The sequence below is a fragment of the Roseibium sp. TrichSKD4 genome (assembly GCF_000148725.1).
Lineage (GTDB): Bacteria > Pseudomonadota > Alphaproteobacteria > Rhizobiales > Stappiaceae > Roseibium.
The window spans coordinates 1-25,224 of sequence record NZ_GL476313.1 but is presented as its reverse complement, the minus strand read 5'-3'; the positions used below and the strand labels follow the sequence as shown (position 1 = coordinate 25,224).

Annotated in this window: 19 protein-coding genes; 8 read left to right on the top strand and 11 right to left on the bottom strand. The window is 54.6% G+C overall.

From position 1 onward, the window contains the following. Positions 1–12 precede the first annotated feature (12 nt). Positions 13–1,278: an urea ABC transporter substrate-binding protein gene (gene urtA / locus TRICHSKD4_RS11315; RefSeq protein WP_009467389.1), complete on the bottom strand. Its 1,266-nt coding sequence runs from the start codon at positions 1,276–1,278 to the stop codon at positions 13–15. 181 nt (positions 1,279–1,459) lie between these two features. Here urtA and TRICHSKD4_RS28125 point away from each other — a divergent pair, with 181 nt between their 5' ends. The 8 genes from TRICHSKD4_RS28125 (at position 1,460) to TRICHSKD4_RS11270 (ending at position 14,855) form a co-directional block, all read left to right on the top strand. Then, the gene (locus TRICHSKD4_RS28125) at positions 1,460–2,350 is read left to right on the top strand and encodes a LysR family transcriptional regulator (RefSeq protein ID WP_009467388.1); all 891 of its coding nucleotides are present in this window, start codon (positions 1,460–1,462) and stop codon (positions 2,348–2,350) included. A 94-nt stretch (positions 2,351–2,444) separates the two neighbouring features. After that, positions 2,445–3,505, top strand: a protein-coding gene (locus tag TRICHSKD4_RS29280; protein WP_085979595.1) for an IS630 family transposase whose coding sequence is annotated in 2 segments (ribosomal slippage) — positions 2,445–2,937 and positions 2,937–3,505 — 1,062 coding nt in all. Because the reading frame shifts where the segments join, the coding sequence is not laid out codon by codon here. Positions 3,506–3,877: 372 nt separating this feature from the next. Further along, a complete protein-coding gene (bcsA, locus tag TRICHSKD4_RS11295; RefSeq protein ID WP_040616759.1) occupies positions 3,878–6,124 on the top strand; it encodes a UDP-forming cellulose synthase catalytic subunit in 2,247 nt (748 codons plus the stop codon). 1 nt (position 6,125) lies between these two features. After that, positions 6,126–8,528 (top strand): cellulose biosynthesis cyclic di-GMP-binding regulatory protein BcsB, encoded by a 2,403-nt coding sequence (locus TRICHSKD4_RS11290; protein WP_009467386.1) that lies wholly within the window; start codon positions 6,126–6,128, stop codon positions 8,526–8,528. Between the two features lie 92 nt (positions 8,529–8,620). Continuing rightward, positions 8,621–9,718, top strand: coding sequence for a glycosyl hydrolase family 8 (locus TRICHSKD4_RS11285; RefSeq protein ID WP_009467385.1), 1,098 nt, complete (start codon positions 8,621–8,623; stop codon positions 9,716–9,718). Beyond that, positions 9,715–11,670: a tetratricopeptide repeat protein gene (locus tag TRICHSKD4_RS11280; RefSeq protein ID WP_168157013.1), complete on the top strand. Its 1,956-nt coding sequence runs from the start codon at positions 9,715–9,717 to the stop codon at positions 11,668–11,670. Before TRICHSKD4_RS11285 ends, TRICHSKD4_RS11280 begins: the two co-directional genes overlap by 4 nt. Then, the gene (gene bcsN / locus TRICHSKD4_RS11275; protein ID WP_009467383.1) at positions 11,667–12,683 is read left to right on the top strand and encodes a cellulose biosynthesis protein BcsN; all 1,017 of its coding nucleotides are present in this window, start codon (positions 11,667–11,669) and stop codon (positions 12,681–12,683) included. Before TRICHSKD4_RS11280 ends, bcsN begins: the two co-directional genes overlap by 4 nt. 156 nt (positions 12,684–12,839) lie before the next feature. Beyond that, a complete protein-coding gene (locus TRICHSKD4_RS11270; protein WP_050763410.1) occupies positions 12,840–14,855 on the top strand; it encodes an isoleucyl-tRNA synthetase in 2,016 nt (671 codons plus the stop codon). Between the two features lie 8 nt (positions 14,856–14,863). Here the strand turns inward: TRICHSKD4_RS11270 and TRICHSKD4_RS11265 are convergent, their stop codons facing one another. The 10 genes from TRICHSKD4_RS11265 to TRICHSKD4_RS11220 form a co-directional block, all read right to left on the bottom strand. Beyond that, positions 14,864–15,871 carry a LacI family DNA-binding transcriptional regulator gene (locus TRICHSKD4_RS11265; protein ID WP_009467381.1) on the bottom strand — a complete coding sequence of 336 codons (1,008 nt, stop codon included), beginning with the start codon at positions 15,869–15,871 and terminating at the stop codon, positions 14,864–14,866. A 4-nt stretch (positions 15,872–15,875) separates the two neighbouring features. After that, positions 15,876–17,039: a dihydrodipicolinate synthase family protein gene (locus tag TRICHSKD4_RS11260; protein WP_009467380.1), complete on the bottom strand. Its 1,164-nt coding sequence runs from the start codon at positions 17,037–17,039 to the stop codon at positions 15,876–15,878. 123 nt (positions 17,040–17,162) lie between these two features. After that, on the bottom strand, positions 17,163–17,477 hold the full coding sequence (locus tag TRICHSKD4_RS11255) for a Dabb family protein (protein ID WP_009467379.1): 315 nt from the start codon (positions 17,475–17,477) through the stop codon (positions 17,163–17,165). After that, entirely contained in the window at positions 17,431–19,080 is a 1,650-nt protein-coding gene (locus TRICHSKD4_RS11250; protein ID WP_009467378.1) for a GMC family oxidoreductase, read from the bottom strand. The genes TRICHSKD4_RS11255 and TRICHSKD4_RS11250 overlap by 47 nt, the downstream gene beginning before the upstream one ends. 9 nt (positions 19,081–19,089) lie before the next feature. After that, on the bottom strand, positions 19,090–19,848 hold the full coding sequence (locus TRICHSKD4_RS11245) for a 3-ketoacyl-ACP reductase (RefSeq protein ID WP_009467377.1): 759 nt from the start codon (positions 19,846–19,848) through the stop codon (positions 19,090–19,092). Next, the gene (locus tag TRICHSKD4_RS11240) at positions 19,845–21,323 is read right to left on the bottom strand and encodes an FAD-dependent oxidoreductase (protein WP_009467376.1); all 1,479 of its coding nucleotides are present in this window, start codon (positions 21,321–21,323) and stop codon (positions 19,845–19,847) included. Before TRICHSKD4_RS11240 ends, TRICHSKD4_RS11245 begins: the two co-directional genes overlap by 4 nt. Before the next feature lie 95 nt (positions 21,324–21,418). Continuing rightward, positions 21,419–22,528 (bottom strand): ABC transporter ATP-binding protein, encoded by a 1,110-nt coding sequence (locus TRICHSKD4_RS11235; protein WP_009467375.1) that lies wholly within the window; start codon positions 22,526–22,528, stop codon positions 21,419–21,421. A 4-nt stretch (positions 22,529–22,532) separates the two neighbouring features. Continuing rightward, entirely contained in the window at positions 22,533–23,408 is an 876-nt protein-coding gene (locus tag TRICHSKD4_RS11230) for a carbohydrate ABC transporter permease (protein WP_009467374.1), read from the bottom strand. Then, positions 23,405–24,310, bottom strand: a complete 906-nt coding sequence (locus TRICHSKD4_RS11225; protein WP_009467373.1) for a carbohydrate ABC transporter permease — start codon at positions 24,308–24,310, stop codon at positions 23,405–23,407. The genes TRICHSKD4_RS11230 and TRICHSKD4_RS11225 overlap by 4 nt, the downstream gene beginning before the upstream one ends. Positions 24,311–24,367: 57 nt before the next feature. Further along, positions 24,368–25,224 (bottom strand): ABC transporter substrate-binding protein (locus tag TRICHSKD4_RS11220; protein WP_009467372.1); only part of this gene is annotated, 857 nt, incomplete at its 5' end.

Genomic DNA, 25,224 nt, shown 5'->3' with positions numbered 1-25,224 from the left:
TGTCGGGTGAGCTTAGTAATTGGAGGTCAGCTGGATGCAGGAAGCGGTTTCAATGTTGTACATACCGCAACCGAGCTCCTGCCAATCCGACTTCAAGACTGCAGATTCAGGCAGGAAGTCAGTCCATGCGTCACCGGAAACTTCTTCGGTCTGACTGATGATGTCGAACTGGCCGTCTTCCTGAATTTCTCCAATCAAGACCGGTTTTGCCAGGTGGTGGTTTGGCAGCATGATGGAGGTTCCGCCTGTGAGGTTCGGTAACTCCTGACCGTACATCGCGTTTCGAACGGCATCGACATCGGTGGTGCCTGCCTTTTCCACCGCATTCACCCACATGTTGAACCCGATGTAGTGAGCTTCCATCGGGTCGTTAGTGACCCGCTCATCGCCCATACGGGCCTTCCAGGTTTTGACGAATTCGGCATTTGCCTCTGTGTCTGCAGACTGGAAGTAATTCCATGCGGCGAGGTGGCCGACAAGGTTGCTGGTGTCGAGGCCAGACAGCTCTTCTTCACCAACGGAGAAGGCGACGACCGGAATGTCGTTTGCTGAAACGCCGGCCGCTGCAAGTTCCTTGTAAAAGCCGATATTCGCATCGCCGTTGATCGTCGAGATCACGCCGACTTTCTTGCCATCAGCCCCGAGCGCGACCACGTCAGCCACGATCTTAGACCAATCCGAATGCCCGAACGGCGTATAGTTGACGAAGATGTCCTCTGCCGCGATGCCCTTGTCCTTCAGATATTGTTCGAGGATCTTGTTGGTTGTGCGCGGGTAGACATAGTCAGTGCCCAGGAGTGCGAATTTCTCAACGCCCAATTCTTCGAGAAAGTAGTCTGTTGCCGGGATTGCCTGCTGGTTTGGAGCGGCTCCCGTGTAAAAGACGTTCTTGGAGCTTTCCTCACCTTCATATTGAACCGGGTAGAACATCAGGCCGTTCAGCTCTTCGATCACGGGAAGAACGGATTTCCGAGAGACTGAGGTCCATGCTCCAAAAATGACGTCTACGTCCTGAACGGTAAGAAGTTCGCGGGCTTTCTCAGCAAAGAGGGGCCAATCGGAGGCCGGGTCTACAACCACGGGTACGAGTTCCTGATCCAGCAGACCACCCTTTTTGTTCTGCTCTTCAATGAGCATCAGCATGGTGTCTTTCAGCGTGGTTTCGGAAATCGCCATGGTGCCAGACAGTGAGTGAAGCACACCCACCTTGATTTCGGCAGACGCTGACGTGATGCCTGTGGTCACAAGAAGTGCTGTGGCAAGTGCGAGTTTTTTCATGGTTTAACCCTCGGGCTTGAAGTCGCGGAATGGAACGGCGGGGCCGTCCAGTGGCGGTCTTGGGAAGACTGAGGGAGAGGTAATCTGATAAATGCGGTGCAGTCTGCTGCAATGTTATCACCGAACTGTTGCGTTTTTTGCACCGCTTGATAGGTAAGCTTTGAGAAAAGGCGCGAAAACCATGCGGCATCTGCAAAGCTTTCGATATGTAAAGGCAATCGTGGAAACGGGCTCTATTCGGGGGGCAGCCGAAACATTGGCGATTTCCCCGTCCGCCTTGAACCGGCATATCCAGGCGTTGGAGCTGGATCTGGATATTCAGCTTTTTGAGCGTTTGACCCGTGGTGTGCGATTATCCCCGGAAGGCGAGATTTTTTATGCTTATGCTCTCAGTCAGTTGTCCGGGTTTGCAAGAGTTCGAAACCAGATCAACAATATCCGCGGGCTGAGTATCGGGAGTGTGAAGCTGGGCTTGTCGCAGGATATTCATTGTGGCTCGCTCTATCGTTTGATCAGTGAGTTCCAGCGCGACAACAACAATGTTGACGTTGAGATCGAGCATATTCATCAGAGCGTGTTGTTTGAGAAATTGAGGGACGGAAGTCTCGACCTTGCGCTGTTCGTCAATCCGGTTTTGCGGAGAGGAATGAACGTCCTCCACGCACTGGATCTTGAAGTGAGTGCGTTTGTTCCGAACGGAATTGGGCTTGGGCGTTCTGAGGCTCTCAAGGTCTATGAACTACAAAACATGCGGATTGCGCTGCCGCCTGCGGGCACAGAAGTGACCACACGAATATTGGCAGCGTCCGAACGGTTCCGCGTAGATGCGCAGCGAAATTATTGCGGCCCGGATGTCCTGGAGCATCTGGAGCATGCGCATCTGCCGCTTGTAGGGTGTCTCGTCATTGCAGAACAGCGCGACCAACCTTTGCAACTCGCCGGTTATAAGCGGATTTCAATGGACCAGCGTGATGTCGGGACTTGCAGTCTCTGCCTTGTGGCGAGCGAGGATCGGGGGCTCTCTGGCCCAGCATATAAGTTTCAGGAACTATTGAGCGTTCTCTTCCAGTAACCCCTGATACCAAACGTCAGATGAAGTGACTCATATTTGGGCTTCCGGTTTTGTTGCGAATATGATTCCAGATGGCAAACGATGGGAGTTTGCCATGGGAGCCGCGATACCGCTTCGAGATGACTTTGACGGTTGTACCCTTCGCCGGTTGGCGAGGGTGTGCCGGGACGCCAAACAGACCCGTCGCCTTTTGTCATTGGCGGTGATCTATGATGGGGGGAGCCGTTCGGACGCAGCTCATATTGGCGGAGTGACGCTCCAAATCATTCGCGATTGGGTGCTGCGTTTCAATGCTTCTGGTCCCAATGGTCTGAAGGATACGCCCAAGTCAGGTCGCCCCTCAAAACTTGACGAGCAGCAGCGTCGTGCGTTGATCGAGATTGTCGAACGAGGCCCGTATCCATCGGTGGATGCAGTGGTACGTTGGCGCTTGAAGGATCTCGCTGCGTGGATCCTGTCTGAATTTGGCATTGTCGTTGACGAGCGTACCGTATCGCGGGAGCTGAAGAATGCGGGTTATCGGCGTCTGACGGCCCGGCCGCAGCATCCGGCGCAAAACGAGTTTGCCGTCGAGGATTTTAAAAAAGCTTCCCAGCCGAACTGGCGGAAATCGGCAATCAGCTTGAAAGCGGCACCCCGATAGAGGTTTGGTTTCAGGACGAGGCGCGTGTGGGTCAAAAGACCAAGATCACAAGGCGATGGGCAAAACGCGGGACAAGGCCGCGGGCCCCCAAGGATCAGCGGACAAAGTCAGCATGGATATTTGGGGCCATCTGCCCGGAACGGGGTGTCGGTGCTGCGCTCGTCCTTCCCAAGTGCAACATCATGGCCATGCAAATGCATCTTCAGGAAATCTCGTCGCAAGTCGCTCCGGGAGCCCACGCCGTTGTCATCCTTGACCAGGCTGGCTGGCACACATCTGGCAAACTCGACATTCCCAACAACATTACCCTTCTCCCATTGCCACCGAGGTCTCCCGAATTGAACCCGGTCGAGAACCTATGGCAGTTCATCAGGGATAACTGGCTGTCAAACCGGGTCTTCAAATCCTACGAACAAATCATCGATATCTGTTGCCGCGCATGGAACAGGTTAATTGAACAACCATGGACCATCATGTCCATCGGAATGCGAGATTGGGCCCATCGGTTCTGAATTTTGACGGTTGGTATGACCAATCATTTGAGCGCACTTTCCCTGTATGCAAAGAAGCTATTCTTTTTCAATGCCAGAAATTGCGGTGAGAAAAATCTATTTTTTTGAATATACTTTAAAAATAGAAGTAATTTGTAGAATAAGTTGCCTTCGTGTCTGCGAAAAATATGTCGTCAGGTGTTTTAACTCATAAAACCGATATTCATCTGCGGAATGTATAAATAATAAAATACAACTTAAGATTGAATATTAATAAATAAAGGTACTTAAACTACGTAATTTACTTTTTGCTAACCAATAATATTGGGTCAATTTTTAATATTTGTTGCAAGGATGCGTTAACTCAGTTTGCCGATTTCAGGGCGCGTATCCATGGTTCAAGTACTCAAAATCCTCGGTTGGTTACTCTCGGCTGCCATTCTGGTAGCGGTGGTGGCATTACCTGTCGGGACAACATCCCAGCTGGTAATCGGGGTTTGCTTACTTTTTGCGATGGTCGCGATCTGGTGGTTGGCCCCGTCGTCAATCCAACGGCCCTTGATGATGAGTGTCGGGACCATTTTGGTGCTGCGGTATCTATACTGGCGGACCTTCTACACGCTTCCTTCGGTGCACGATTTGGCTGATTTTATTCCTGGAATTGTGTTGCTGAGCGCCGAATTGTTCTGCATCGGCATGCTGTTCATCAGCCTGTTCGTAGTGGTGCGGCCGCTCGAACGTGCGCGTGCCCCGCAATTGAGCGATGAAGAGCTGCCAACAGTCGACATCTTCATTCCGACATATAATGAAGAGATCGGCATTCTCATGTCGACGGTCGCAGCTGCAATCGGTCTCGATTATCCGGAACACAAACGCACGGTTTACCTGCTGGATGATGGCGGGACGGATCAAAAATGCATGGATTCGGATCCTGCAAAGGCTGAAGAGGCTCGTGATCGGAGGCGTAAGCTCCAAAAGCTGTGTGCCGAGATGGGGGCGACTTATCTGACCCGTTCCAGAAACCTATCGGCAAAGGCAGGTAACCTTAACAACGGGCTACAGTATTCATCAGGCGACTTGGTCGTGGTTTTTGATGCGGACCATGCGCCGACACGTGAGTTTTTGAGAGAAACAGTTGGCCACTTTGTTCAAGACCCGAAACTGTTTTTGGTGCAGACACCGCACTTCTTTCTCAATCCGGACCCGATTGAAAAGAACCTTTCTACCTGGCATCGCATGCCCTCGGAAAACGAAATGTTCTATTCTGTCATTCAGCGAGGGTTGGATTACTGGAATGCTGCATTCTTTTGCGGTTCGGCCGCGGTCCTGAGACGCGAAGCGCTTGCGCAAACCGGCGGGTTTTCCGGAGTTTCAATCACGGAGGATTGTGAAACAGCACTGGAACTTCATTCCAGTGGCTGGAACAGTCTCTATGTCGACAAACCCATGATTGCCGGCCTTCAGCCAGAAACCTTCACCAGCTTCATTGGTCAAAGGTCTCGTTGGTGTCAGGGCATGATGCAGATCCTGTTGATGAAAAACCCGCTGTTCAAGCGCGGTTTGAGCTTTGCGCAACGGATTTGCTACCTGTCATCGGCTTTGTTTTGGGCCTTTCCTTTCCCGCGCCTTGTGTTTCTCGTAGCGCCGCTTCTCTACATCTTCTTTGACCTGAAGATCTTCGTGGCAAACGGGCAAGAGTTTCTGGCTTACGCGGTCACCTACCTGTTCGCGAATATGATTATGCAGAACTACCTATTCGGTAAGGTGCGTTGGCCATGGGTTTCGGAACTCTATGAGTACATCCAGTCCTTCTATTTGGCGCCGGCTATCCTTTCCGTGGTGACGAACCCGAAGAAACCGAAGTTTAATGTGACGGAGAAGGGGTTAACGACCGAGCGTGATTTTGTGTCTTCGCTTGCCGGGCCATACTTTGTATTTTTCGGCATCCTTGTTTTGGCGATGTTCTATGGCTGCTGGCGTTACTTTGACCAGACCGTCGACAAGGATCTGCTGATCGTCGTTTTGATCTGGAATTCGGCCAATCTGGTTCTGGCTGCAGGTGCGCTCGGGTGTGTAACGGAAAAGTCCGAACGCCGTAGAACGCAGCGGTTGGAAGTGCGCCGGTCTGGATCTCTGGAGCTGTGTGGGAACCATTATCCCGTCGACATTTTCGATGCGTCGACTGAAGGGGCTGGCCTTGCCTTTAAGGAATCTATTGCCACGCCGCCACGTTTCGAAGGTCAAGCTCTTGGTAATCTGACGATCTATCCGATTGACGATGAAAAGACGCCAGGCAACGTTCCAATCATCGTCAGGCGTTCGATTACGTCAGGCGCTCGGGTCGGGTTTGGCGTGCAGTTCTGTGCCATGTCAGTTGTGCACTACAAGCTGATTGCTGAGCTCATGTATGGCCGGGCCGACCCGCTGTCTACCTTTTGGACCGACCGCCGCTACGGGAAAGGTATTCTTGGAGGGACAGCTCATTTTGCCTCCATGTCCACGCGGCAAATCCGCAGGGCTCTCATGATTGCCTGGAAGGACCGGATGGCGTCTCACGGTACTCCTGCAGCCGATGAAGGCCCTGTGATCGCCTCCAGTGGTGCTCCAGCAGGAGCCATGGTTCAGGTGCTGGAGAAATAAAATGAAAGAACAACAGCATCGCGCTGGCGCACGCGCGCCCGGGAAATTGGTGACCCGATTGAAATATTCACTCGGCGTTTTGATGTGCCTTGGGTGTTTCAGTCAGCCGGTATTAGCGAGCGAAATTTTAACGGTCGCATTGCCTGATGAGAACTTCCGACCCCTTCCTGCTCTGGCGACAGATCTCCGACTGACAGGTGAAGCGGATTTCAGGGAATGGCCGGTTTACTTGACTGCATTTCAATCCGGGCAGAACATCACGTTCGAAGCAGCTCTAACGTCTGCTGTGTCAGTCATGCCCGAAGGCTCTTTGGTGAGCGTTACGGTGAACAACAAGCTTGTTCATGAACAGGCAATCGAAGCGTTCGGTAAACAACAACTGATTGCATTTGATATGCCTGCGGGCGCGTTTAAACCGGGTTACAACGTGGTTCGGCTTCACACGCATCAGCGTCACCGTGTTTCTTGCGAAACTGCCGCGACCTATGAGCTTTGGAGTGAAATCGATTCATCACGAACGGGTCTGCGCTTCGAAAGCGGCGACCTCGGGATCAATTCCTTTCAGGATATTGCTGCTCTTGCTCCCGATCATCGTGGTGCGGTTCGACTGAGGGCTGTGTTGGGCGCTTCTCCGTCCGCGCAGCACCTCTCTGATGCGGTTCGAATCTTGTCGGCTGTTGCAGTGCAGTCTGGGTTCACCTACCCTTTTGTTGAAGTTGTAGGATCTGCGGGAACTGGCAGCGGGCTGGACCTTTTCATTGGCAACCCAGATGAATTGACGGCTCTTGGTGCGCCGCTTCTTCCTGAAGAAGGCACGCTGGCCGTCGCAGAAAATGGGACCAGTGTTTCCCTAGTAGTGCACACCGCTGATAAGGACAGCGTTGAGGCCCTTGTTCGACAGATCCTCCACGGACAAGATGTATTGAATGCCGGTTCGAAAGATGAAGGACAGCAAGCGCTTTCGCGTGCCATTAAGGCACCTGTTAAGTCTGGCGCGGAAATATCTTTGTCTGATCTCGGCGCGGAAACCGTTGAATTTAACGGACGTCTGCTTCAAACCAGTTTTGATTTGCGCCTACCAGAGGACTTCTATCCGGTCGAAACAGGTTCGATTGAACTGAGTTTGGCAGGGGGGTATTCGCCAGAACTTTCAGAAAACAGTCAGATCGTGGTTCGGGTCAATGGCGAAATTGCTGCCGGTATGCCGCTTGCACGTGAAAGCGGCGAGGTGTTTGAGCAGAAAAAAATGCGTCTGTCGCTCGCACAGTTTCGTCCCGGCATGAACTCGATTGAGATCTCGACGCAACTGTTCGACCAACAGGACGAAGATTGCGACACACTCGCGCTGCTGAATGCACCGCCGCGTTTTCTTCTTCTGGACAACACAACGGTAAAGATTCCGGATTTGCCTCGGCTGCGGGCGTTGCCATCACTTAATGCTAGCCTGGCTGGTGGGAAGCTCGGCGCCAACTCGCAAGAAAGCAAGATCTACATTCCGTTTTCGGATCCTGGGTTAATGTCAGCTGCGGCAACCCTTGCCGTGCGTCTGGCGCTGGATACGGAAGGGGAAGTTCCAGCGCGCATCAGCTTCGGCAGGCCCGACAAGAATGAAGATGGTGCAATCATTCTTGGTTCACATGCTGATTTGCCAATCTCCACCATGAAGCGGATCGGGCTTGCTCCTGAGCGTATACGCACGGCTTGGTCTCAGCCGCAGCAACTGCACGACACCACGCAGTATGTGAACATCCATAGCCCGGTTCAAAGGCGAATGGTGTCATTGCAGTCAATCAGTGATCAGGAGCCGATTACCACTGCGTCGATTGGGTCTACACCGTCGGTGAACAACGGTCCCAAGCCGATTGTTATATCGAGTTTGCCAAGATCCTCTGATGATGAATTGGTGGGTCAATGGCAGGAGCGTGTTGATTTCCAATGGAAAATACCAGCGGCTATCACAGATTTCAGTGAAATCTTGACTGGCAGCATTACCGTCGAGCCAGCGCCTGAAGAAGAGGCAGAATTGGGAGCCAATACGGTCCTGGTCGTTGCTCAAGGGAGCACGTCTGATGAAAACAACACCTATTGGACGGTTTTCACCTCTCCAAGTGCGACAATCCTCGCTCTTTCAATGCAGGATATTGTTAGCCCGCATCGCTGGCGACACTTGCGGGGTAAGGAAGCGCGCTACGATATGGTTGCCGATACCATTGAGGTGACTTCGGTTCCACCGAGCCGTTACGTAGTTACACAACCTTATTCGGTAACAAACTGGCGGTTGGTGATTGCCGGTTGGCTTTCGCGAAACCCACTGGTCTATGCCGGTGCTCTCTTGATCGCAGCCGGTTTTGTGGCCTTTTCCACCCGGAGTGTCTTGTCCCTCAATGAACGAGGGCGTCAATGATCCGCGTTTTATGGTTTGCTCCGATTTTATGTCTGGTGCTCATAACGAGCTACGGAATGTGGGGGGATATATATCAGGATGTGGTCCGAACAATGCCATGGAACCAAGAAGATCCAGCGGACATGGTTTCTGTTGAAGTGGTCGATATGGCAGGACCGCAGCGTGCGCAAACTATCCAAGTAGCTCAGCCTCTACGTAGGCAACAGCGCCAACTTGCTGGCGCCCTTCAGGCGCCAAAACTCTGGGCTGACTACAAGCGTAAATTCGTCAGTTCCGACGGTCGGGTGATTGACACAGCAAATGGACGTATCAGCCACTCTGAGGGGCAAGGATATGGGTTGTTGATGGCGTTGGCAGCTGACGACCAGCCGACGTTTGCTCGCATCTGGGGATGGACCCGGCGCAATCTTGATATCCGGGAGGATGCTCTATCAGCTTGGCGGTGGAATCCGGCTGCCACGCCTCATGTTGACGACATGAACAACGCATCTGATGGCGATGTCTTAATCATTTGGGCGCTGGTTGAAGCAGCCAAGTGGTGGGACAAAGAAGAATATCGGCAGGTGGCGCATGAAAAGGCAAGAGACCTTGCCGAGTTGTTGATCCGTAGTCCCAAAGGCGATTTGGCTTTGTTGCCCGGAAAGCATGGCTTTACGGCTGACGATCGCCCGGATGGCCCGATTGTGAATCTCTCCTACTGGGTGTTTCCGGCGTTTGATGCGTTGAAAAACGTCGATCCGGAAAGTGACTGGATTGGGCTAAGAAACAGCGGACTCAAACTCATGTCCACCAGCCGCTTCGGCGCAGGTGACTTGCCCCCGGAATGGTTGGCCTTGGGTGGGAGTTCGCCAAATATCGCGAACGGATTTGATGCCGACTTCGGGTACAACGCCATTCGCATTCCGTTGTACCTTGCCTGGTGGGGTGACGGAGAGCGCCAGCTGTTGGCACCTTTCACCGCTGCTTGGGTGGATGGGGATCCGGCAGTGGTCGATCTGAAGTCAGGTCGTAAGAAAGACGTGCTGAGATCGGATGGGTACAAAGCGGTCGCTGCTCTCGCCTTCTGCGCGATGAATGGTAAGCGCCTTCCCGCATTCAAAGATCAGTTGAATGACGACCACTACTATCCAGCTACATTGAAGGCTCTGGTCCTGATCGCCGCAAACCAGAGGTACCCAGAATGCAAATGAGACCTCTTTCCCGCAGCTTGTTGACTGCCGTCGTTTTGATGACCGTTGGATTGTTCCCGAGTGTTCAATCGATGGGGAATACAAGGACTGGTTTTCCAGTCGATGAAAGTGCTCTGCGCTACTATGCCTCGCAAAACAACCGCGAGCGGGTGGATGCTGAAATTCGGCGTCTCAAGACACTGCATCCGGGCTGGAACCCTCCGCAAAACCTTTACAAGGCTGGAAGTTGGATCAATCCGGAGAAGGATCTTTGGGAGCTGTTTGCGTCTGATCAGCTGGGCGATCTCAGGGCCGAGATTGAAAGACGGCGACAGAGTGATCCCCATTGGCGTCCATCGACTGATCTATTGAACAAGCTTGCCTTGAAAGAGGCGCGGGCCCGTTTGGTAGATGCCTCTGAAGGTGACCGAGATGGTGAGGTCGTTCGGCTGGTTGAAAGCCACCCGTTGCTTTTGAACATCGAAGACCTTGATGTACTCTGGCGGGTTGCGAAAGCCTATTCTGAAACTGGAGCCGTGGCTGATGCGGTTGACCTCTATCTGCTTCCAATGCGCAATGGCTCAGTTTCTCAAGAGCTAAAGCGCGCAACTGCGCAAAAAGCGGTTGCGACTCTGCCGTTGGAAGAAGCGACACAGTTGTTGCGAAAACTCCGTGAACGTGAAGACAGCGGCTTCTCGGACGTGGATATCGTTCCGATAGCACGTCAAATCGCGCGTCGTTGGATTGCCGGCTATTTGGACGGCAATTTTGCCGAAACGCCGCCGGAATATCTCGTAGAGGCCCTTGAAGGGGACAGAACACCGAACGAGGATTTTGTCAGTGAGCGTTTGCTCGCCTGGTATGACCGTAGCCAAGGGCGTCATGTTGGGGCCTTGAAGCGCTTCGATGAGGTGTTGGCCTTTGGGCCGCATGCGGATGCCGCGTTTGGGCGTATTCTTTCGCTGGAGTCTTTGAATAGATACTCGGACGCCTTAGCAGCTGCACGTCAGCTGAAGGTGACCTCATCCCATATTCAGGCCGCGTTTGTGCGATTGACCAGTCATGCGCTGCTGAAAAACGAAAATGTCTCATTGACTGCCGAAGATTTAGGAGTTTTTGCGCATAACGTCCGGAGTTTAAAGGACACGAATGGTGCATTGATCCTCGCTTGGTATGCCTACCGTCACAATCAGATGGAAGCAGCTGCGGGTTGGTTTTCGACTGCTCTTGGCTGGGGTGGTGGTTCCAAGGCCGCGGAAGGACATATTTGGTCTGTAGCAAAACTCACATCCATCAAGGAAGCGGCCAAACTTCAGGCGGTTTATGCACAGCGGTTTCCTGAAGTTGCCGCGATCCGGTTGAAACCAGCTCCAACTGTGGTCCTGAAATCGAAGGGAACGTTGCGTAAGCCTTCTCTCAGCTCAGCATATGCGGCTCGCAAGCGTGGCAATCCTCAGGCTTGTTTGAGCAAATTGGCGTCAGCGCCTGCATCTTCGGAGCGTGCTCTCCTCAAGGGGTGGTGTCTGCTCGATCTGAACCGGCCGGAAGAAGCTGCGCGTTCCTTTGGAAATGCACTTGGTGGCCGTGAGAAAGTTGCTCGGGATGCCGCATATGGTCGCTCCCTCGCCTTATTGCGGGTTGGCCGGACGTTCGATGCGATCGAAGGAGCGCAGGACGTACCGCAACCGACCGTGCGTCGTCATGAGTTGGCCTCCGCTGCGCTTGCCCAAACTGCGACAACGGCTTTTCACAGCCAAAACTATCAAGCCGCGCTTTCAGCACTTGATAAACGCCGGGCGATTACGCGGGAACCGAGAGATCTCATGCTGCTTCGCGGTTGGGCGCTCTATTACACGGGCCATCCGCAAAAGGCCGCAGCCATATTCTCGACCTTGGACCAGCAGCTCTCTACACGAGAGACGCGCTCGGCTCTGGAACAAACCAAACGGTATCGTACAGGAGGTGGCAGATGACACGCAGAAACGAATGGCGTGGAGTTCTGGTGTGTGTGCCTCTGGTCCTGCTGCTTTCTTCATGCAGTCAGGTTCAGACGGAACAGACCTCCTATCATGATGGGGTTTATTCGGAAGTATCGGCCAATGGTGGCGCAGGTGTTCATGGGCGGGCACTTGCCCAATTGCCGCCGTCTGCTGGGCGAATCCTGTCGGTTCAGGAAACCACTAAGGGATCAAATCTGACCCAGCGCATTGTCCTTCAAGGGCTACCTGGGACAATCGGTACAAATTTCATCGAGGTTCGTGTGTCTCGTAGAGCAAAGTATGGTCACGGGGCATCGGAAAAGTCTCTTCTACGAGAGATCAATTCCACGGTCCCGGGGCGCCGCTTCCGTATTGCGAATGTCGTCCCGAGCAATGGGTACGGGCCCTTTGGTGTCGCAAGTGATCAGATTGGGTGTACGTTTCTGTGGCAGACCATTGATACTCCGGCCAAAACGAGGTTTGGTTTTCTTGAGCCCAAAAAGACGCGGACCGTTGATGTGCGGGTCCGGCTGTGTGAGGGGCGTTCGAACGAACGCCGGGCCATTGCGCTCATGCAGCGTTTGAACCTTTATGTTGATGGTGTTTCCCGCAATGATTTTGCGGCATTGGAAAGCGTTGATGAGCTTTTGACCAGTGACGACAGCGTCCTCTATCCACGGCCTGAAAAACGTGTCCCAGTGCGCTCGAAACCAAAAAAAGTCGCTGCAAAACCAGTGCCTCGCGAGTTGGCTAGCCCGGTCTTTGAAGCGCCTGTAACGAACAAGCCTCTAGAGCCTGTCCCGCATTATCTTGTGCCGGTTCCGCCTCCAACCGACGATGTTGAAATGCCCGAAACCCGTGAGCGTTGGGCGCAACCCGTGGTGCCCCTGCCAGCTGTTGAGCCGGTCGTCGTTACCGAACCTGTGACAGCACCAGTCAAGCAAATACAGGAGAAAACGCGGGTTCGGGATGTTACGGCATCAGTTGTGCAGGTGCCGTTGCCGTAAGGATTTTTGGGTCTTGACCCCAGAAACTGGAAAACCTGCCCCTTGTCAAACGGGGGGCGGGTACGCATTTTCAAGCTCATGTTGAATATGCATTTGGCGGCACGAAATACCTTTCTTCGATATACAATCGCCAAGTCAGCCCCATGGACTTGTTGAATGCCAACCGTGACGCCACTGGATGAAACCATTTCGGCTGATGTAGACTTTCCTGCTGTTCTTGCCGGGCCAATTGTGCGTCGTATCCAGTCGGACAGACTCACATTCTGGTTGGCAACGCGTTCTCCTGCTGACGTCAGATTGGAATTGCAGCCGCCCGAGGGGGATGAACAGACTTATCATCTGACACAGGGCAACCCAGCCCTGACGTGTCATAGCGCAGGTGTGCGGCTTCACTATCTTCTGATCGACGTGCCGTTGGAACAGGCCCTCCCGGTTGAAACTCTGGTTTCCTATCGATTGAGCCTGAAGTTCGATGATGATGTCGACAAAGGGTGGCAAGACCATTCGGCATGGGCACCGGACCTTTGTTACAGCGGTAGAGACTTGCCGTTTTTGCGTGTGCCGCAGAAAGTCTCCTCGATCATGCATGGCTCTTGCCGAAAGCCGCACAGCCCGTGTGGAGATGGTTTGATTGCCGCTGATCGGCTGGTTGAAGACGCCCTATCGAACGAGGGTGCTGGAGCTTCAATCCTCCCTGAATTATTGGTCATGAGTGGTGATCAGGTCTATGTCGACGATGTCGCAGGCCCCATGCTTCAAGCAATAACCGCCCTTATTGATGCGCTGGGGCTACCCGATGAAGAGCTGAACGGCATCGATGAAGGGTTGCCGGTGAATGGCGGGGACATCGGGGCCATGCCTGAGCTGCTCTATCATCGAGACAGACTGCTTCCGAAAATTGATCAGAAAGCGTCGGTGTTCGATGTTCTTTTCGGTGGCACAAACAAGCCGGTCTTCACATCGGTTCATGCTCGAAATCACCTGATAACCCTGGCGGAAATGCTGGCGCTTTATCTGCTTGTTTGGTCACCTGCGGCTTGGAGCATGGTCCCGCAGGTTTTTGCGCCTGAAGGATTGTCTGAAATGGATCGGGACCTGTACGATCAAGAGCGAGAGCTTGTTTCTGAATTTGTGCAAGGCTTACCGCGTGTGCGCCGATTGCTGGCGCATTTGCCGAGCGCCATGATCTTTGATGATCACGATGTTACAGACGACTGGAACCTGTCCCTCGCCTGGGAGGATGCAGCTTATGGGCACCCTCTGTCTCGCCGGGTGATCGGAAATGCCTTGATTGCTTACGGTCTTAATCAAGGCTGGGGAAACCGGCCCGAAACCATAGGTACTGATCTTCATGAGGTATTCCAGAATGCGTTGTCGGCTCCGGGAACAGAAACGCACGACAAGGCTATCAATCAAATCCTCGACTATGAGAAATGGGATTTCGATTGGCCGACGGATCCGCCCCTGATCGCGCTGGATACTCGTACAAGGCGCTGGCGTTCAGAGCGGAATAGTCACTATCCATCAGGTCTTCTGGATTGGGAGGCCGTGACGGATCTTCAGGCAAAACTACGCGGCCAAGATGCTGTTCTTCTGGTGTCGGCAGCTCCAATCTTTGGCGTGAAGCTGATTGAGACTGTACAAAGGCTTTTCACCATGATTGGCAAACCGCTGATGGTGGATGCTGAATACTGGATGGCACATCCTGGAACCGCCGAGGCGATCCTGAATGTCTTTCAACACCGAAACACGCCGCAGCACTTTGTCATTCTGTCCGGTGATGTGCACTATTCCTTCGTTTATGATGTGGAACTTCGCAATGGCCTTGCGCGACGGGGCGGGCACCGAGACGCCAACCCACATATCTGCCAGGTCTGTTCCAGCGGGATCAAAAACAAGTGGCCAGATCGTCTGATTGCGCTGCTTGACCACGGGAACCGATTGGCCTTCTCGCCGCGCTCACCGCTGAACTGGTTTACAAAGCGCCGAGGGATGCGGGTGATCCCGAGAAAACCAGTCGGCACCTCTGACGGACGCCGTATCCTCAATGCTTCTGGGATAGGTCTGGTGGAATTGGATGACACCGGGGCCCCAACCCGCATTCAGCAAGTGACGGCTGAGTTCGAGTTTCATCCCTTTGTGCGACGGGAGAAAGAAGCACGGCTGGATTAGAACCTGCTTCAAAATTGTAACGTCGACTGGCGGACGATCAGTTCAACGGGGTAACGTTTGACGGCTTCGGGTTTTGAGCCTTTTTCAAGCCAACCCAACAGGGCATCTGCTGCACTTTTGCCAAAGGATGACACATCGCAGCGAATGGTGCTGAGTCGAGGATAGCAAAGAGAACTCTCTTCAATGTCATCAAACCCGATGATGCGCACGTCCTTACCGGGTTGAATGCCGGTTTCAGCAAATCCGCTGATCATGCCAAGAGCGACAAGGTCGCTGAAACAAATCAAGCCATCCGGTCGATTTTGATCCTTTGCGATCCGCCGGGCAATATTGCGTCCAAAGGCCCGAGATGGGCGGCCATAGAAATAGGTTTTACGCCGTTGTTCCGCCTCCATTAACTCGTCATACCCGGAGACGCGTTCCAGCGTGACGGGGCGGTCTTCCAGCCCTCCGACAAAAGCGATGTTCTCACATCCCATTTCGGCGAGATGTCGGGCAGCAAGCCGACTGCCGGTTTGATAATCCAGCGAGAAGAATGGAAAGACGTCTGTTCGCTCGTCCACCTGACGGAGAACCTGCATGGTTGGTATGCCGGATCGTTCAAGACGATCAAAAACAGTTTTGTCATTCGCATAGGTTGGGGAAATGACGAAGGCATTGACGCCGTGTTCGATCATGGACGCGATCACATTGGCCTGAAGCGTGGGATCTTCGTCAGTGTTGGCAACGACGGTCGCAAATCCCTTTTCCGCGAAGGTCATTTGCACACTTGCGGCGAATTCGGTGAAGAACGGGTTACGTAGATCGTTGATCACAAGGCCTATGAGGCCCGAAGACGCCCCACGCAGGCCAGCTGCCGAGCGATTGTAGACATAGCCGATCTTGGCCATCGCTTCTTCAACAGCGATCCTTGTGCTGTTTTTCACGGACGGCGAGTTTTGCAGAACGAGTGAGACCGTCGACTTTGACACTCCGGCGTGGCGGGCAACATCAAGGATCGTCGGTCTTTTGGTCATTCGGTCAGGTCAATCCGTGCAGCTTGAGAAGGAGCGCCATGCGTTCGCTCGCGATAACCGGTTTGGACAGGATTCCGGCGCGATCTGCAAGGCGGAAAACCTCCGCATAGTGCGTAATCTCACGGGAAGACTGGAATCCGGCGGGCATGATGAAGTGGCTTTGGGCATCGTTCAACCATGCAAGGAACGCAATCCCCGCCTTGTAATACTGCGTCGGAGCCTTGAAGATTTCCCGCGAGAGCGGAACCGTTGGGGCAAAAAGGGCATGATAGGTGACCATGTCTCCTTCGGCCAAGGCCTCCAGAGCCTGACAGGCGGCTGGTGTAATCGCCGCAAAAGCGCCCAGCAGAGCATGACTGTGCCTGCTGCCATCGCCTGCGATCAGATCGGCATAGTTGAAGTCATCGCCGGTGTAGAGCCTTACGCCCTCCGGCAATCTTGCCCTGAAAGCTTCTTCATGTGCCTGATCCAGAAGGGAAATCTTGATACCATCCACCTTTGCCTTGTTGGCGTTGATGATGTCCAGAACCGCATCTGACGCGGCAGGGATGTCAGCGGGCCCCCAATACCCTTTCAGGGCAGGGTCAAACATGTCTCCAAGCCAGTGCAGGATGACCGGCGAAGAAGCCTCGCCCAGGAGCTTTCCATAAACACGGGCATAGGTCTCTGGACCGGCCTTGATGGCCGGAAAGGCACGAGAGGCCATCAGGATGATCTGTCCGCCTGCGTCCTCGATGGCGTCCATCTGCTCCCGGTAGGCTTCGATGATGGCTTCTTCCGTTGTCAGCTCAGAAAGAGGCTTTTGGTCTGTTCCGGCCCCACAGGCAACCCGAGGTTTCATCGGGTGTGCCTTGGCTTCCTTCATGGTGCGCTGGATCAGCTCTTTTGCGGTGGCCCAGTCAACGCCCATCCCGCGCTGGGCGGTGTCCATCGCCTCGGCCAGACCCAGCCCTTGATCCCATAACCAGTGGCGAAACTTGAGTGTGTTTTCCCAATCGACGGCGGGTGAGCCCTGCCACGGCGCGCGTTCTGCACGCGGGTCCGAGACCACATGGGCAGCTGCAAAGGCTGTTCGCGTGAGCGGAATACGCGGGGCTCTGGGTTCAAGCGCTATTCCGCTCAATTGATAGGGTTCCAGCGTGTTGTTGTAGGTCGGCAGATTGAGCATGGGTTTTGTGCCTTGTGGCCTAAGAGCATTTCCAGGCGAAGTGGATACCGGTTCGCCGTCAAGAAATGCTCCAAATCAGATATTTAGAGCACGTCGAGTGATTCAGTGAATGCGAGACGTGCTCTAGTCAGCAACTGGAATATCGAGAACAAGGATGCCGTCGATGCCGCCAACGGCATTGGCGACAAGCTGCGCGCCGACTGCTTTGTGGTCCGGGTGGGCCTGATAGGCGGCAAGCGTGTCCCAATCGGCAAAGTCGGCGACAAAGCCATGCATATAGCCGCGCTCGATCTTTTCCGGGCTTTCGCTTTTTCCAGATGTGATCGACAGAACGCCGGGAAGCTTGTCCTTGATGTCGTGGAGTTCAGAGAAAATTTTGTCGATTGTGCCTTCACTGACATCCGGCTTGAATTTGACGAGAACGATGTGGCGGATCATTTGGCTGTTTTCCTTGGTTCAAACCATTATCTTGCTTGATCATGTCGGCGGCTTTTTCGCCAATCATGATCGCGGCTGCGTTGGTGTTGGATGAAATGACATTCGGCATGATGGAGGCATCGGCGATCCTGAGGCCTGCCATTCCATTGAACCGCAAGCGCGGATCAACCACGGCTTTTGCGTCCACACCCATCCGGCAGGTGCCGGCTGGGTGGTGGGATGTCTTGGAGTGCTGGCAGATGAACTCGAAATAGTCCTGATCGGTTTTGACATCAGGCCCTGGAAGGCGCTCAGCGCGAATGAAGGGCTTGAGCGGCGTTTGCGACATGATCTCCTGGGTGAGCTTCAGGCCGCGGATGGACATTTCCCGATCCTGCGGATCATCGAGATAATTGGGATCAACCAACGGTTCTACTGACGGGTCCGCGCTTTGCAAGCGCACCGATCCTCTGGAGCGCGGACGCAGATAGCACGAATTCAGAGTGACACCGCCATCCGGCATTGAAGCAACGCCGGCTTCGATGCCGGTCCCAAGCCCCAGATGGAACTGCAGGTCTGGAGAGCGGGCTTCGGGGTCGGCATACCAAAAGCCTCCCGTTTCAAAGAGGCTGGAGGAAACAGGGCCCTTGCGGGTGAAGATATACTGAAGACCCGCCAGAACCGACATGTGCGGCTTCGCGAAACGGTCATAGGTGTGCGGTCCGTTGACTTCACAGATGCAGTAAAGATCCAGATGATCTTGCAGGTTTGCTCCGACTTGCGGCTGATCCAGAACGACATCGATGCCAAGGGCCTTAAGCTCGTCTGCCGGACCAATGCCTGAAAGCTGCAGGAGGCGGGGTGCGCCGATCGCCCCGCTGGCGAGGATGACCTCGGTGCTGGCTATCAGTTTTGTCCCGTCAACCAGCTCTACGCCCGTTGCCCGGCCAGCTTCGACACTGATCCGGTGGACATTCGCGCCCAACTGGACGTTAAGGTTCTTGCGACCCCTGTTGGGGGCAAGATAGGCCATGGCAGCGGAGGACCGGCGGGCATTGCGCTGGGTCAGCTGATAATAGGCGGCACCATCCTGCTTTTCGCCGGTGACATCTTCATTGAACGGAATACCAAGTGCCTTGGCCGCTTCGAAATAGGCCTCGCAAATGGGCAGGGGTGCGCAAGGTTTCGAGACGCCGAGCGGACCTCCCTTGCCATGATACTTGTTGTCGAAAGTGTCGTTGTCCTCGGCTTTGCGGAAATAGGGCAAGACGTCGTCATACCCCCAGCCCTCACAGCCCATCTGCCGCCACTCGTCATAGTCGCGCGCATTGCCACGGGTGTAGATCTGGGCGTTGATGGAAGAACCGCCGCCGATCACCTTGGCCTGCGTATAACGAAAGACGCGGTTCAGCATGTTCTTTTGCGGAACCGTGTGCCAGCCCCAGGAGCCAATGCCCTTGGTCATTTTCGCAAAGCCGGCGGGCAGGTGATAAAAGGGGTGCCGGTCGCTTCCGCCTGCTTCCAGAAGCAGGACGTTTACATCCGGGTTTTCGGTCAGCCTTGCGGCAATGACGGACCCTGCGCTGCCGCCGCCAATGATGATGTAGTCATAGCCTTGAGCCATTTTCTTTCCTCAAAGACGCGGAATGGACAGGCCGCCATCAACCGGGATCACGGACCCGGTGGCGAAGGCCATCTGGCCCTCGGCAAGCGACAGGATGATTGAGCCGATATCGGCAGGTTTGCCCCAGCGACAAGCTGGAATGAGCCCGTCTTCAATGCGGGCGGTGTATTTGTCCTTCACCGCCGCCGTCATGCCGGTCTCGATGATGCCGGGCCGCAATTCGAAGACGCCAATGTCATGTGGAGCCAGACGGGCTGCGAACAGGCGGGCCATCATGGAGGAGGCTGCCTTGGAGATGCAGTATTCACCGCGCTCGACCGACACCATTTCAGCGCTCACCGATGTGATGAAAGAAAGGGAGCGATAGTCCGGAGACCGGGTGCTAACAATGCGCCGCGCCACCTCTTGTGCGAGAAAGAACGCCCCGCGCAGGTTGATGTCCATGACGAAGTCGAAACTGTCCGGCGTCATGTCGAGAAGATCACCTCGTACCTTGGCAGGAACTCCGGCATTCGACACAAATGTTGTGACCGGCCCATGCTGCGTCTCGACGGTGTCCAGCAGCGCCGGGATGGCTTTGATTTGGGCGAGGTCATGTTGAAAATAGGCGGCTGGGCTTCCCAATTCTGCGAGGGCGTCTTTGACGACCACATCATCTGATGCGCGTTCGGCAGCAAGAGCGACGCGGTATCCAGCGCCTGCGAGCGCCTTTGCAATGCCAAGCCCAATGCCGGATTGACCTCCGGTGATCAAGGCAACCTTGCTCATGCGCCAAGTTCCTTTTGAATTGTACTTGCTGTTCGCAGCGCGAGGGCAGCTACGGTCAGGGACGGATTGACGGCGGCGGAGGTCGGCAAGGCACCTGCATCCGTCACATAAAGGTTCGGATGGTCCCAGCTTCGACAGTTCGGATCGAGAACCGAGGTCTTTGGATCAAGGCCCATCCGCACGGTTCCGCACTGGTGGGACGGAACCCTTCCGTCAAACAGGCGAGAAAGCACCAACGGAAAACCGGCAGCCTTCAGCGTGGCCTTTGTCTTGGCCAGAAGCTTGTGGTGAGCCGTCATGTTAGATCGCCGCCAGATCAGCTGGATCTGGTCTCCCTTGAGAGCCACCCGGCTCTCTGGGTCTGGCAAATCCTCAGAAATGAGATACATGTCGATGGCGTGGTCTGAAATCCAGCGAGCGGCAAGCATCGGCAGGCTTGGCACCTGTATCTTCAAAATGTCCGGCGTCACGCGGCCAAGAAGCTGGACATTTCCGAGCGGCTTTCCGGTTTCTCCATCATCAAGATACCAATCATTCAGGCCGAAGGTTTTCTGATAGACAGCATTGTTCTGGAAACGCGGGTCTATGCCGATCACCGCCGTTGCATTGTGGTTCATAAAGCAGCGCCCGACATAGTCGGACGAATTGGCGAGACCGGACTTCAACAAGAGGGCTGCAGATTGAACGGCTCCAGCGCAAAGGATGAACGTCCCCGCCTTGAGCGTATGTGCTTCGCCGTCTTTTTCAAACGTGACTTCGGAAATGCCCTGTGTTTCTGGGTCTGCCGACAGGTGTTGAACATGCGCACCCGTGACCAGAGACACATTGTCGTGGTTCAATGCCTCTTTTAGCGCGCAAGTCTCGGCATCCATCTTGCCGCATCTAAGATCTGGATACCCGTCCCAGCCGGTTTTCCCCGCTTTTAGCCAAGTGTCGATGTCGACGCCAAGCGGCAGGGTGAAGGGCGATACACCAGCCTTTTTCAGTCGGGCACGGACGTCTGCAATCGCTGGCTCGTCAGGAACCGGCTGAAACGGATAGCTACCATCGTGAGGAGGTTCGGTCTTGTCGGTTGTGTGGTCTCCACGCACCTGAAACAGCTGTTCAGCCCGTTCATACCATGGGGCCAGTTCTTCATAGGCAATTGGCCAGGCGGGCGAGATGCCGTCAAAGTGCTCAAGGACCCCAAAGTCTTCTTGTCGGTAGCGGATGAGCACTGCGCCGTAGAGCTTCGTGTTGCCACCAACGTTGTAGTAGTTGCCCGGCTCAAAAGATCTGCCGGTTTCATCCAGCCAGGTTTCCTTCGAGCGGAAGGCACTGTTTGTGTAGATCCGCCAAGGGTCACGGGCGGGGGCGGTGTCAGGGATCTGATGTCCACGTTCCAGAATCGTTATGCGGGCACCGGTTGGTGCGAGGCCTGCTGCGACGCTCGCCCCTCCCATTCCACTTCCGATGATCACGATATCCAGTGACATTTTTGGTCCTGACTGATTTGCCGTTATTAGTTTATGGAACGTTCCAATTTTTGTCAAAAGAAAAGCGCGAACAAGTTGCCGCGCTCTTCATTTTGTCAGCGAATACGGTCTTCCGTCTTCGGATCGAAGACGACAGCCTTTTCCATGTTGAAGGCAAACGGGAAGGTTTCGCCCGCCTTGACGTTCACATCGGCACGGAAACGACCCGTTACGTCCTTGCCGCCAATCTGCGTGACAACGAAGGTGTCGGAGCCTGCCGGTTCAGTAACTTCCACCGGACATTCTACGATATGAACGGACTGGGAGTTGCGGTCCGCGCCGTCCTTGTCGGTGATGGCTTCCGGGCGCAGGCCTAGAATGATCTCTCGTCCTTCGTGGGAGGACATCGCGCCGTTGGCAAACGGGATCTGGGCAGTCTGCCCAGCCTGCAGCGTGACCTCTGCCGCAGGACCATTGGCGCCTGCAACGATCTTCGCCGGAAACAAGTTCATGGACGGAGAGCCCATGAAGCCTGCCACGAACATGTTGGCCGGATCGTCGTAGATTTCCTTCGGGGTGCCTAGCTGCTGGACATATCCGCCGAACATCACGGCAATGCGGGTCGACAATGTCAGCGCCTCGATCTGGTCGTGGGTCACATAGACAATCGTCGTGCCGAGCTTCTGGTGCAGTTTCTTGATTTCCGTGCGCATGTCGACGCGCAGCTTGGCATCAAGGTTGGACAGCGGTTCGTCGAACAGGAAAACATCCGGCTCGCGAACTAACGCACGGCCCATGGCAACACGCTGGCGCTGCCCACCGGAAAGCTGCCCCGGCTTGCGGTCCAGCAGATGGCTGATCTGCAGGAGGTCGGCAACCTGCGCAATGCGCGGTTCACGCTGTTCCTTTGGCATGCCATGCATTTCCATGCCGAAGGAGATGTTCCCCTTCACGGTCATGTTCGGGTAAAGCGCGTAGGACTGGAACACCATGGCGATGTTCCGCTCCGCCGGCTTTACACCGTTCATACTGCGGCCCTTGATGGCGATTTCACCGGACGTGATATCCTCAAGGCCCGCGATCATGTTGAGAAGGGTCGACTTTCCGCAGCCGGACGGACCGACGAGCACCAGAAACTCACCTTCCTCGATGGAAATGTTGGTCTCGTGCAGGACCTTGACGGCGCCATAGGACTTGGTCGCGTTCTTGATGTCGAGAAAGCCCATTGTCTTATCCTTTAACCGAGCCGGCCATCAGCCCGCGAACGAAATAGCGGCCTGCGACGATGTAAACGAGGAGGGTGGGAAGCGCGGCCATGATCGCGCCTGCAAAGTGAACGTTGTATTCCTTCACGCCCGTGGAGGACTGCACCAGATTGTTCAGGGCGACCGTCATCGGCTGACTGTCAAAGTCGGAGAAGGATGCGCCAAACAGGAAGTCATTCCAGATGTTGGTGAACTGCCAGATGATGCAGACAACCGCAATTGGCCCGGAGGACGGTAGCAGAATACGCCAGAAGATGGTGAAAAAACCGGCGCCATCGATTTGGGCGGCCCGAACAAGCTCCGTCGGGAAAGCCGCATAGTAGTTGCGGAAATAGAGCGTCGAGAAGCCTATGCCGTAGACTAGGTGGACGAAGATTAGGCCGGGAACGCTGCCTGCAAGGCCCATCAGACCCAACATGCGTGCCATCGGGATCAGGACGATCTGGAACGGGATGAAGCAACCAAAAAGCAGAAGACCGAACAGAATCGTTGATCCGCGGAACTGCCATTTGGTCAGAACGTATCCATTAAGTGCGCCCAGCAGGGTGGAAAGCGCTACGGCCGGTACGACCATCTGGATGGAGTTGATGAAGTAAGGACGGAGTCCCGTCGCTTCTACACCTACTTGCGCTTTGGACCAGGCATTCTGCCAAGGGGCAAAGGTCAGTTCCTGAGGCAAGGACATCATGCCGCCGGAGGTGATTTCCGACAGTGGCTTCAGCGAGTTCACAACCATCACATAGAGTGGCAGCAGGTAGTAAATGCAAAAGAGGGCCAAAAGCGTGTAGAGAATATACCGTCCGAAGTTGATGCCGGATTTTGCACTAGAGGAAGCGCTCATTGCTTTTTCTCCCTCAGTTCGGACCAGAGATAGGGCACGATGATAGCGGCAATCGTCATGAGCATGATCACTGCAGAGGCCGCGCCAATGCCCATCTGGTTCCGTGTGAATGTGTAGGAATACATGAAAGTTGCCGGAACTTCCGTTGCCGTTCCGGGGCCGCCGCCGGTCAGGGCGATCACAAGGTCATAGGACTTGATTGCCATGTGGGCGAGCACCACGAAGGCTGACATGAAGGCCGGGCGCAGCTGAGGGATCACGATTCGGCGATAAAGGGCAAAAGTCGATGCCCCGTCGATCTGGGCGGCTTTCAGCATTTCACTGTCGATGCCGCGCAGGCCAGCCAAGAACATGGCCATCACGAAGCCGGACGTTTGCCAGACGGCTGCGATCACGATCGTGTAGATCGCCATGTCGCGGTCCTTGATCCAGCCGAATTTGAAACTTTCAAATCCCCAGCCTTGGACAACAGCTTCCAGACCGATGCCTGGATCCAGAAACCACTTCCAGGCAATTCCGGTCACAATGAAGCTGAGCGCCATTGGGTAAAGATAGATTGTCCGGATAAAGCCCTCTGCCCGAATGCGCTGGTCCAGAAGGATCGCGAGTAAAAGGCCGAGCGCACAGCAAATGACGATGTAGAGAACGCCAAAAACAAGCAAGTTTGAAACGGCAATGTCCCAAGCGCGGATCTTGAACAGAAGTTCGTAATTTTTCCATCCAACGAGATCAAAGGATGGCAGAATCCGGCTGTTGGTGAAGGACAGATAGACCGTAAAGGCAATGAAGCCATAGACGAAGACCGCGACGATCGCGACTGTCGGGCTTAATACGATTTTGGGTAAAGCTTCGCGTAACCGATCCAGCAGGGCTGGACGGCTTTCCGTCGCTGCATGTGACATGGGGAGTCTCCGGACAGAGAAACAGGGAGCGGAGAAGCCCGCTCCCTGTCCAGTCGGTTACTTGTTGATTTGAACTGCGGTTACGAGTTCATCAACAGCGGCTGCGCTGTCATACTCGCCGTTGAAGTGGGCTGTAACCACGTCATACATGGCGTTCTTGACGGCGGCCTTGTTTGCATGACCGTGAGCAAAAGAACCGTAGAGGTTGCCAGAAGCTGAGGCTGCCTTGAATTCCTCGTAGCCCTGTTGGCCGCAAGCATCCAGTTCAGAGACATCAAGATCTGTACGTGCCGGAACCGAGCCTTTCACCTTGTTGAAAGCGATCTGGAAGGTCGGGGACAGGATCGCGCCCGCAAGAGCAGCTTGCTCATTCGAGACGGAACCATTCTGGTCAAACATGGCGAACTGGTCAGAGTTGAAGGTGACCTGTGCCTGTGTGCCCGGGAAACGGTAGCAGAGGAAGTCCACGTTCGGCGTCTTGCCAGCGTTGAGGAATTCGCCCTTCGCCCAATCGCCCATCAGCTGGAAAGCGGCTTCGTCGTTGATCACCATGGCTGTTGCCAAATTCCAGTCACGGCCGGAGAAGTTGTCGTCCACAAAGCTGCGAAGTGTTGCCATGCGGTCAAAAGCTTCCTTCATGGTATCAGAGCCGAGGGCTTCTTCGTCCAGATCAACAAAAGCTTTTTGATAGAACTCAGGGCCACCGGTGGACATGGCAACAGCATCAAAGATGGTTGCGTCCTGCCAAGCCTGACCGCCATGTGCGAGCGCCACATAGCCAGCGTCTTTTACCTTTTGAAGCGCAGCAACAAACTCATCCCAGTTTTGAGGCTGAGCGATTCCGAGTTCGTCCATGATTTTTTTGTTCGCCCACACCCAGTTGGTGGAGTGAACGTTTACTGGTGCAGACACCC

Bases quoted from the DNA above. Each gene is read 5' to 3' on its own strand.
- TRICHSKD4_RS11260 (WP_009467380.1), bottom strand. From the start codon at position 17,039: ATGCTCAATCTGCCGACCTACAACAACACGCTGGAACCCTATCAATTG.
- urtA (WP_009467389.1), bottom strand. From the start codon at position 1,278: ATGAAAAAACTCGCACTTGCCACAGCACTTCTTGTGACCACAGGCATC.
- TRICHSKD4_RS11280 (WP_168157013.1), top strand. From the start codon at position 9,715: ATGAGACCTCTTTCCCGCAGCTTGTTGACTGCCGTCGTTTTGATGACC.
- TRICHSKD4_RS11290 (WP_009467386.1), top strand. From the start codon at position 6,126: ATGAAAGAACAACAGCATCGCGCTGGCGCACGCGCGCCCGGGAAATTG.
- TRICHSKD4_RS11240 (WP_009467376.1), bottom strand. From the start codon at position 21,323: ATGTCACTGGATATCGTGATCATCGGAAGTGGAATGGGAGGGGCGAGC.
- bcsN (WP_009467383.1), top strand. From the start codon at position 11,667: ATGACACGCAGAAACGAATGGCGTGGAGTTCTGGTGTGTGTGCCTCTG.
- TRICHSKD4_RS11245 (WP_009467377.1), bottom strand. From the start codon at position 19,848: ATGAGCAAGGTTGCCTTGATCACCGGAGGTCAATCCGGCATTGGGCTT.
- TRICHSKD4_RS11285 (WP_009467385.1), top strand. From the start codon at position 8,621: ATGCCATGGAACCAAGAAGATCCAGCGGACATGGTTTCTGTTGAAGTG.
- TRICHSKD4_RS11225 (WP_009467373.1), bottom strand. From the start codon at position 24,310: ATGTCACATGCAGCGACGGAAAGCCGTCCAGCCCTGCTGGATCGGTTA.
- TRICHSKD4_RS11255 (WP_009467379.1), bottom strand. From the start codon at position 17,477: ATGATCCGCCACATCGTTCTCGTCAAATTCAAGCCGGATGTCAGTGAA.
- bcsA (WP_040616759.1), top strand. From the start codon at position 3,878: ATGGTTCAAGTACTCAAAATCCTCGGTTGGTTACTCTCGGCTGCCATT.
- TRICHSKD4_RS11270 (WP_050763410.1), top strand. From the start codon at position 12,840: ATGCCAACCGTGACGCCACTGGATGAAACCATTTCGGCTGATGTAGAC.
- TRICHSKD4_RS28125 (WP_009467388.1), top strand. From the start codon at position 1,460: ATGCGGCATCTGCAAAGCTTTCGATATGTAAAGGCAATCGTGGAAACG.
- TRICHSKD4_RS11235 (WP_009467375.1), bottom strand. From the start codon at position 22,528: ATGGGCTTTCTCGACATCAAGAACGCGACCAAGTCCTATGGCGCCGTC.
- TRICHSKD4_RS11250 (WP_009467378.1), bottom strand. From the start codon at position 19,080: ATGGCTCAAGGCTATGACTACATCATCATTGGCGGCGGCAGCGCAGGG.
- TRICHSKD4_RS11230 (WP_009467374.1), bottom strand. From the start codon at position 23,408: ATGAGCGCTTCCTCTAGTGCAAAATCCGGCATCAACTTCGGACGGTAT.
- TRICHSKD4_RS11265 (WP_009467381.1), bottom strand. From the start codon at position 15,871: ATGACCAAAAGACCGACGATCCTTGATGTTGCCCGCCACGCCGGAGTG.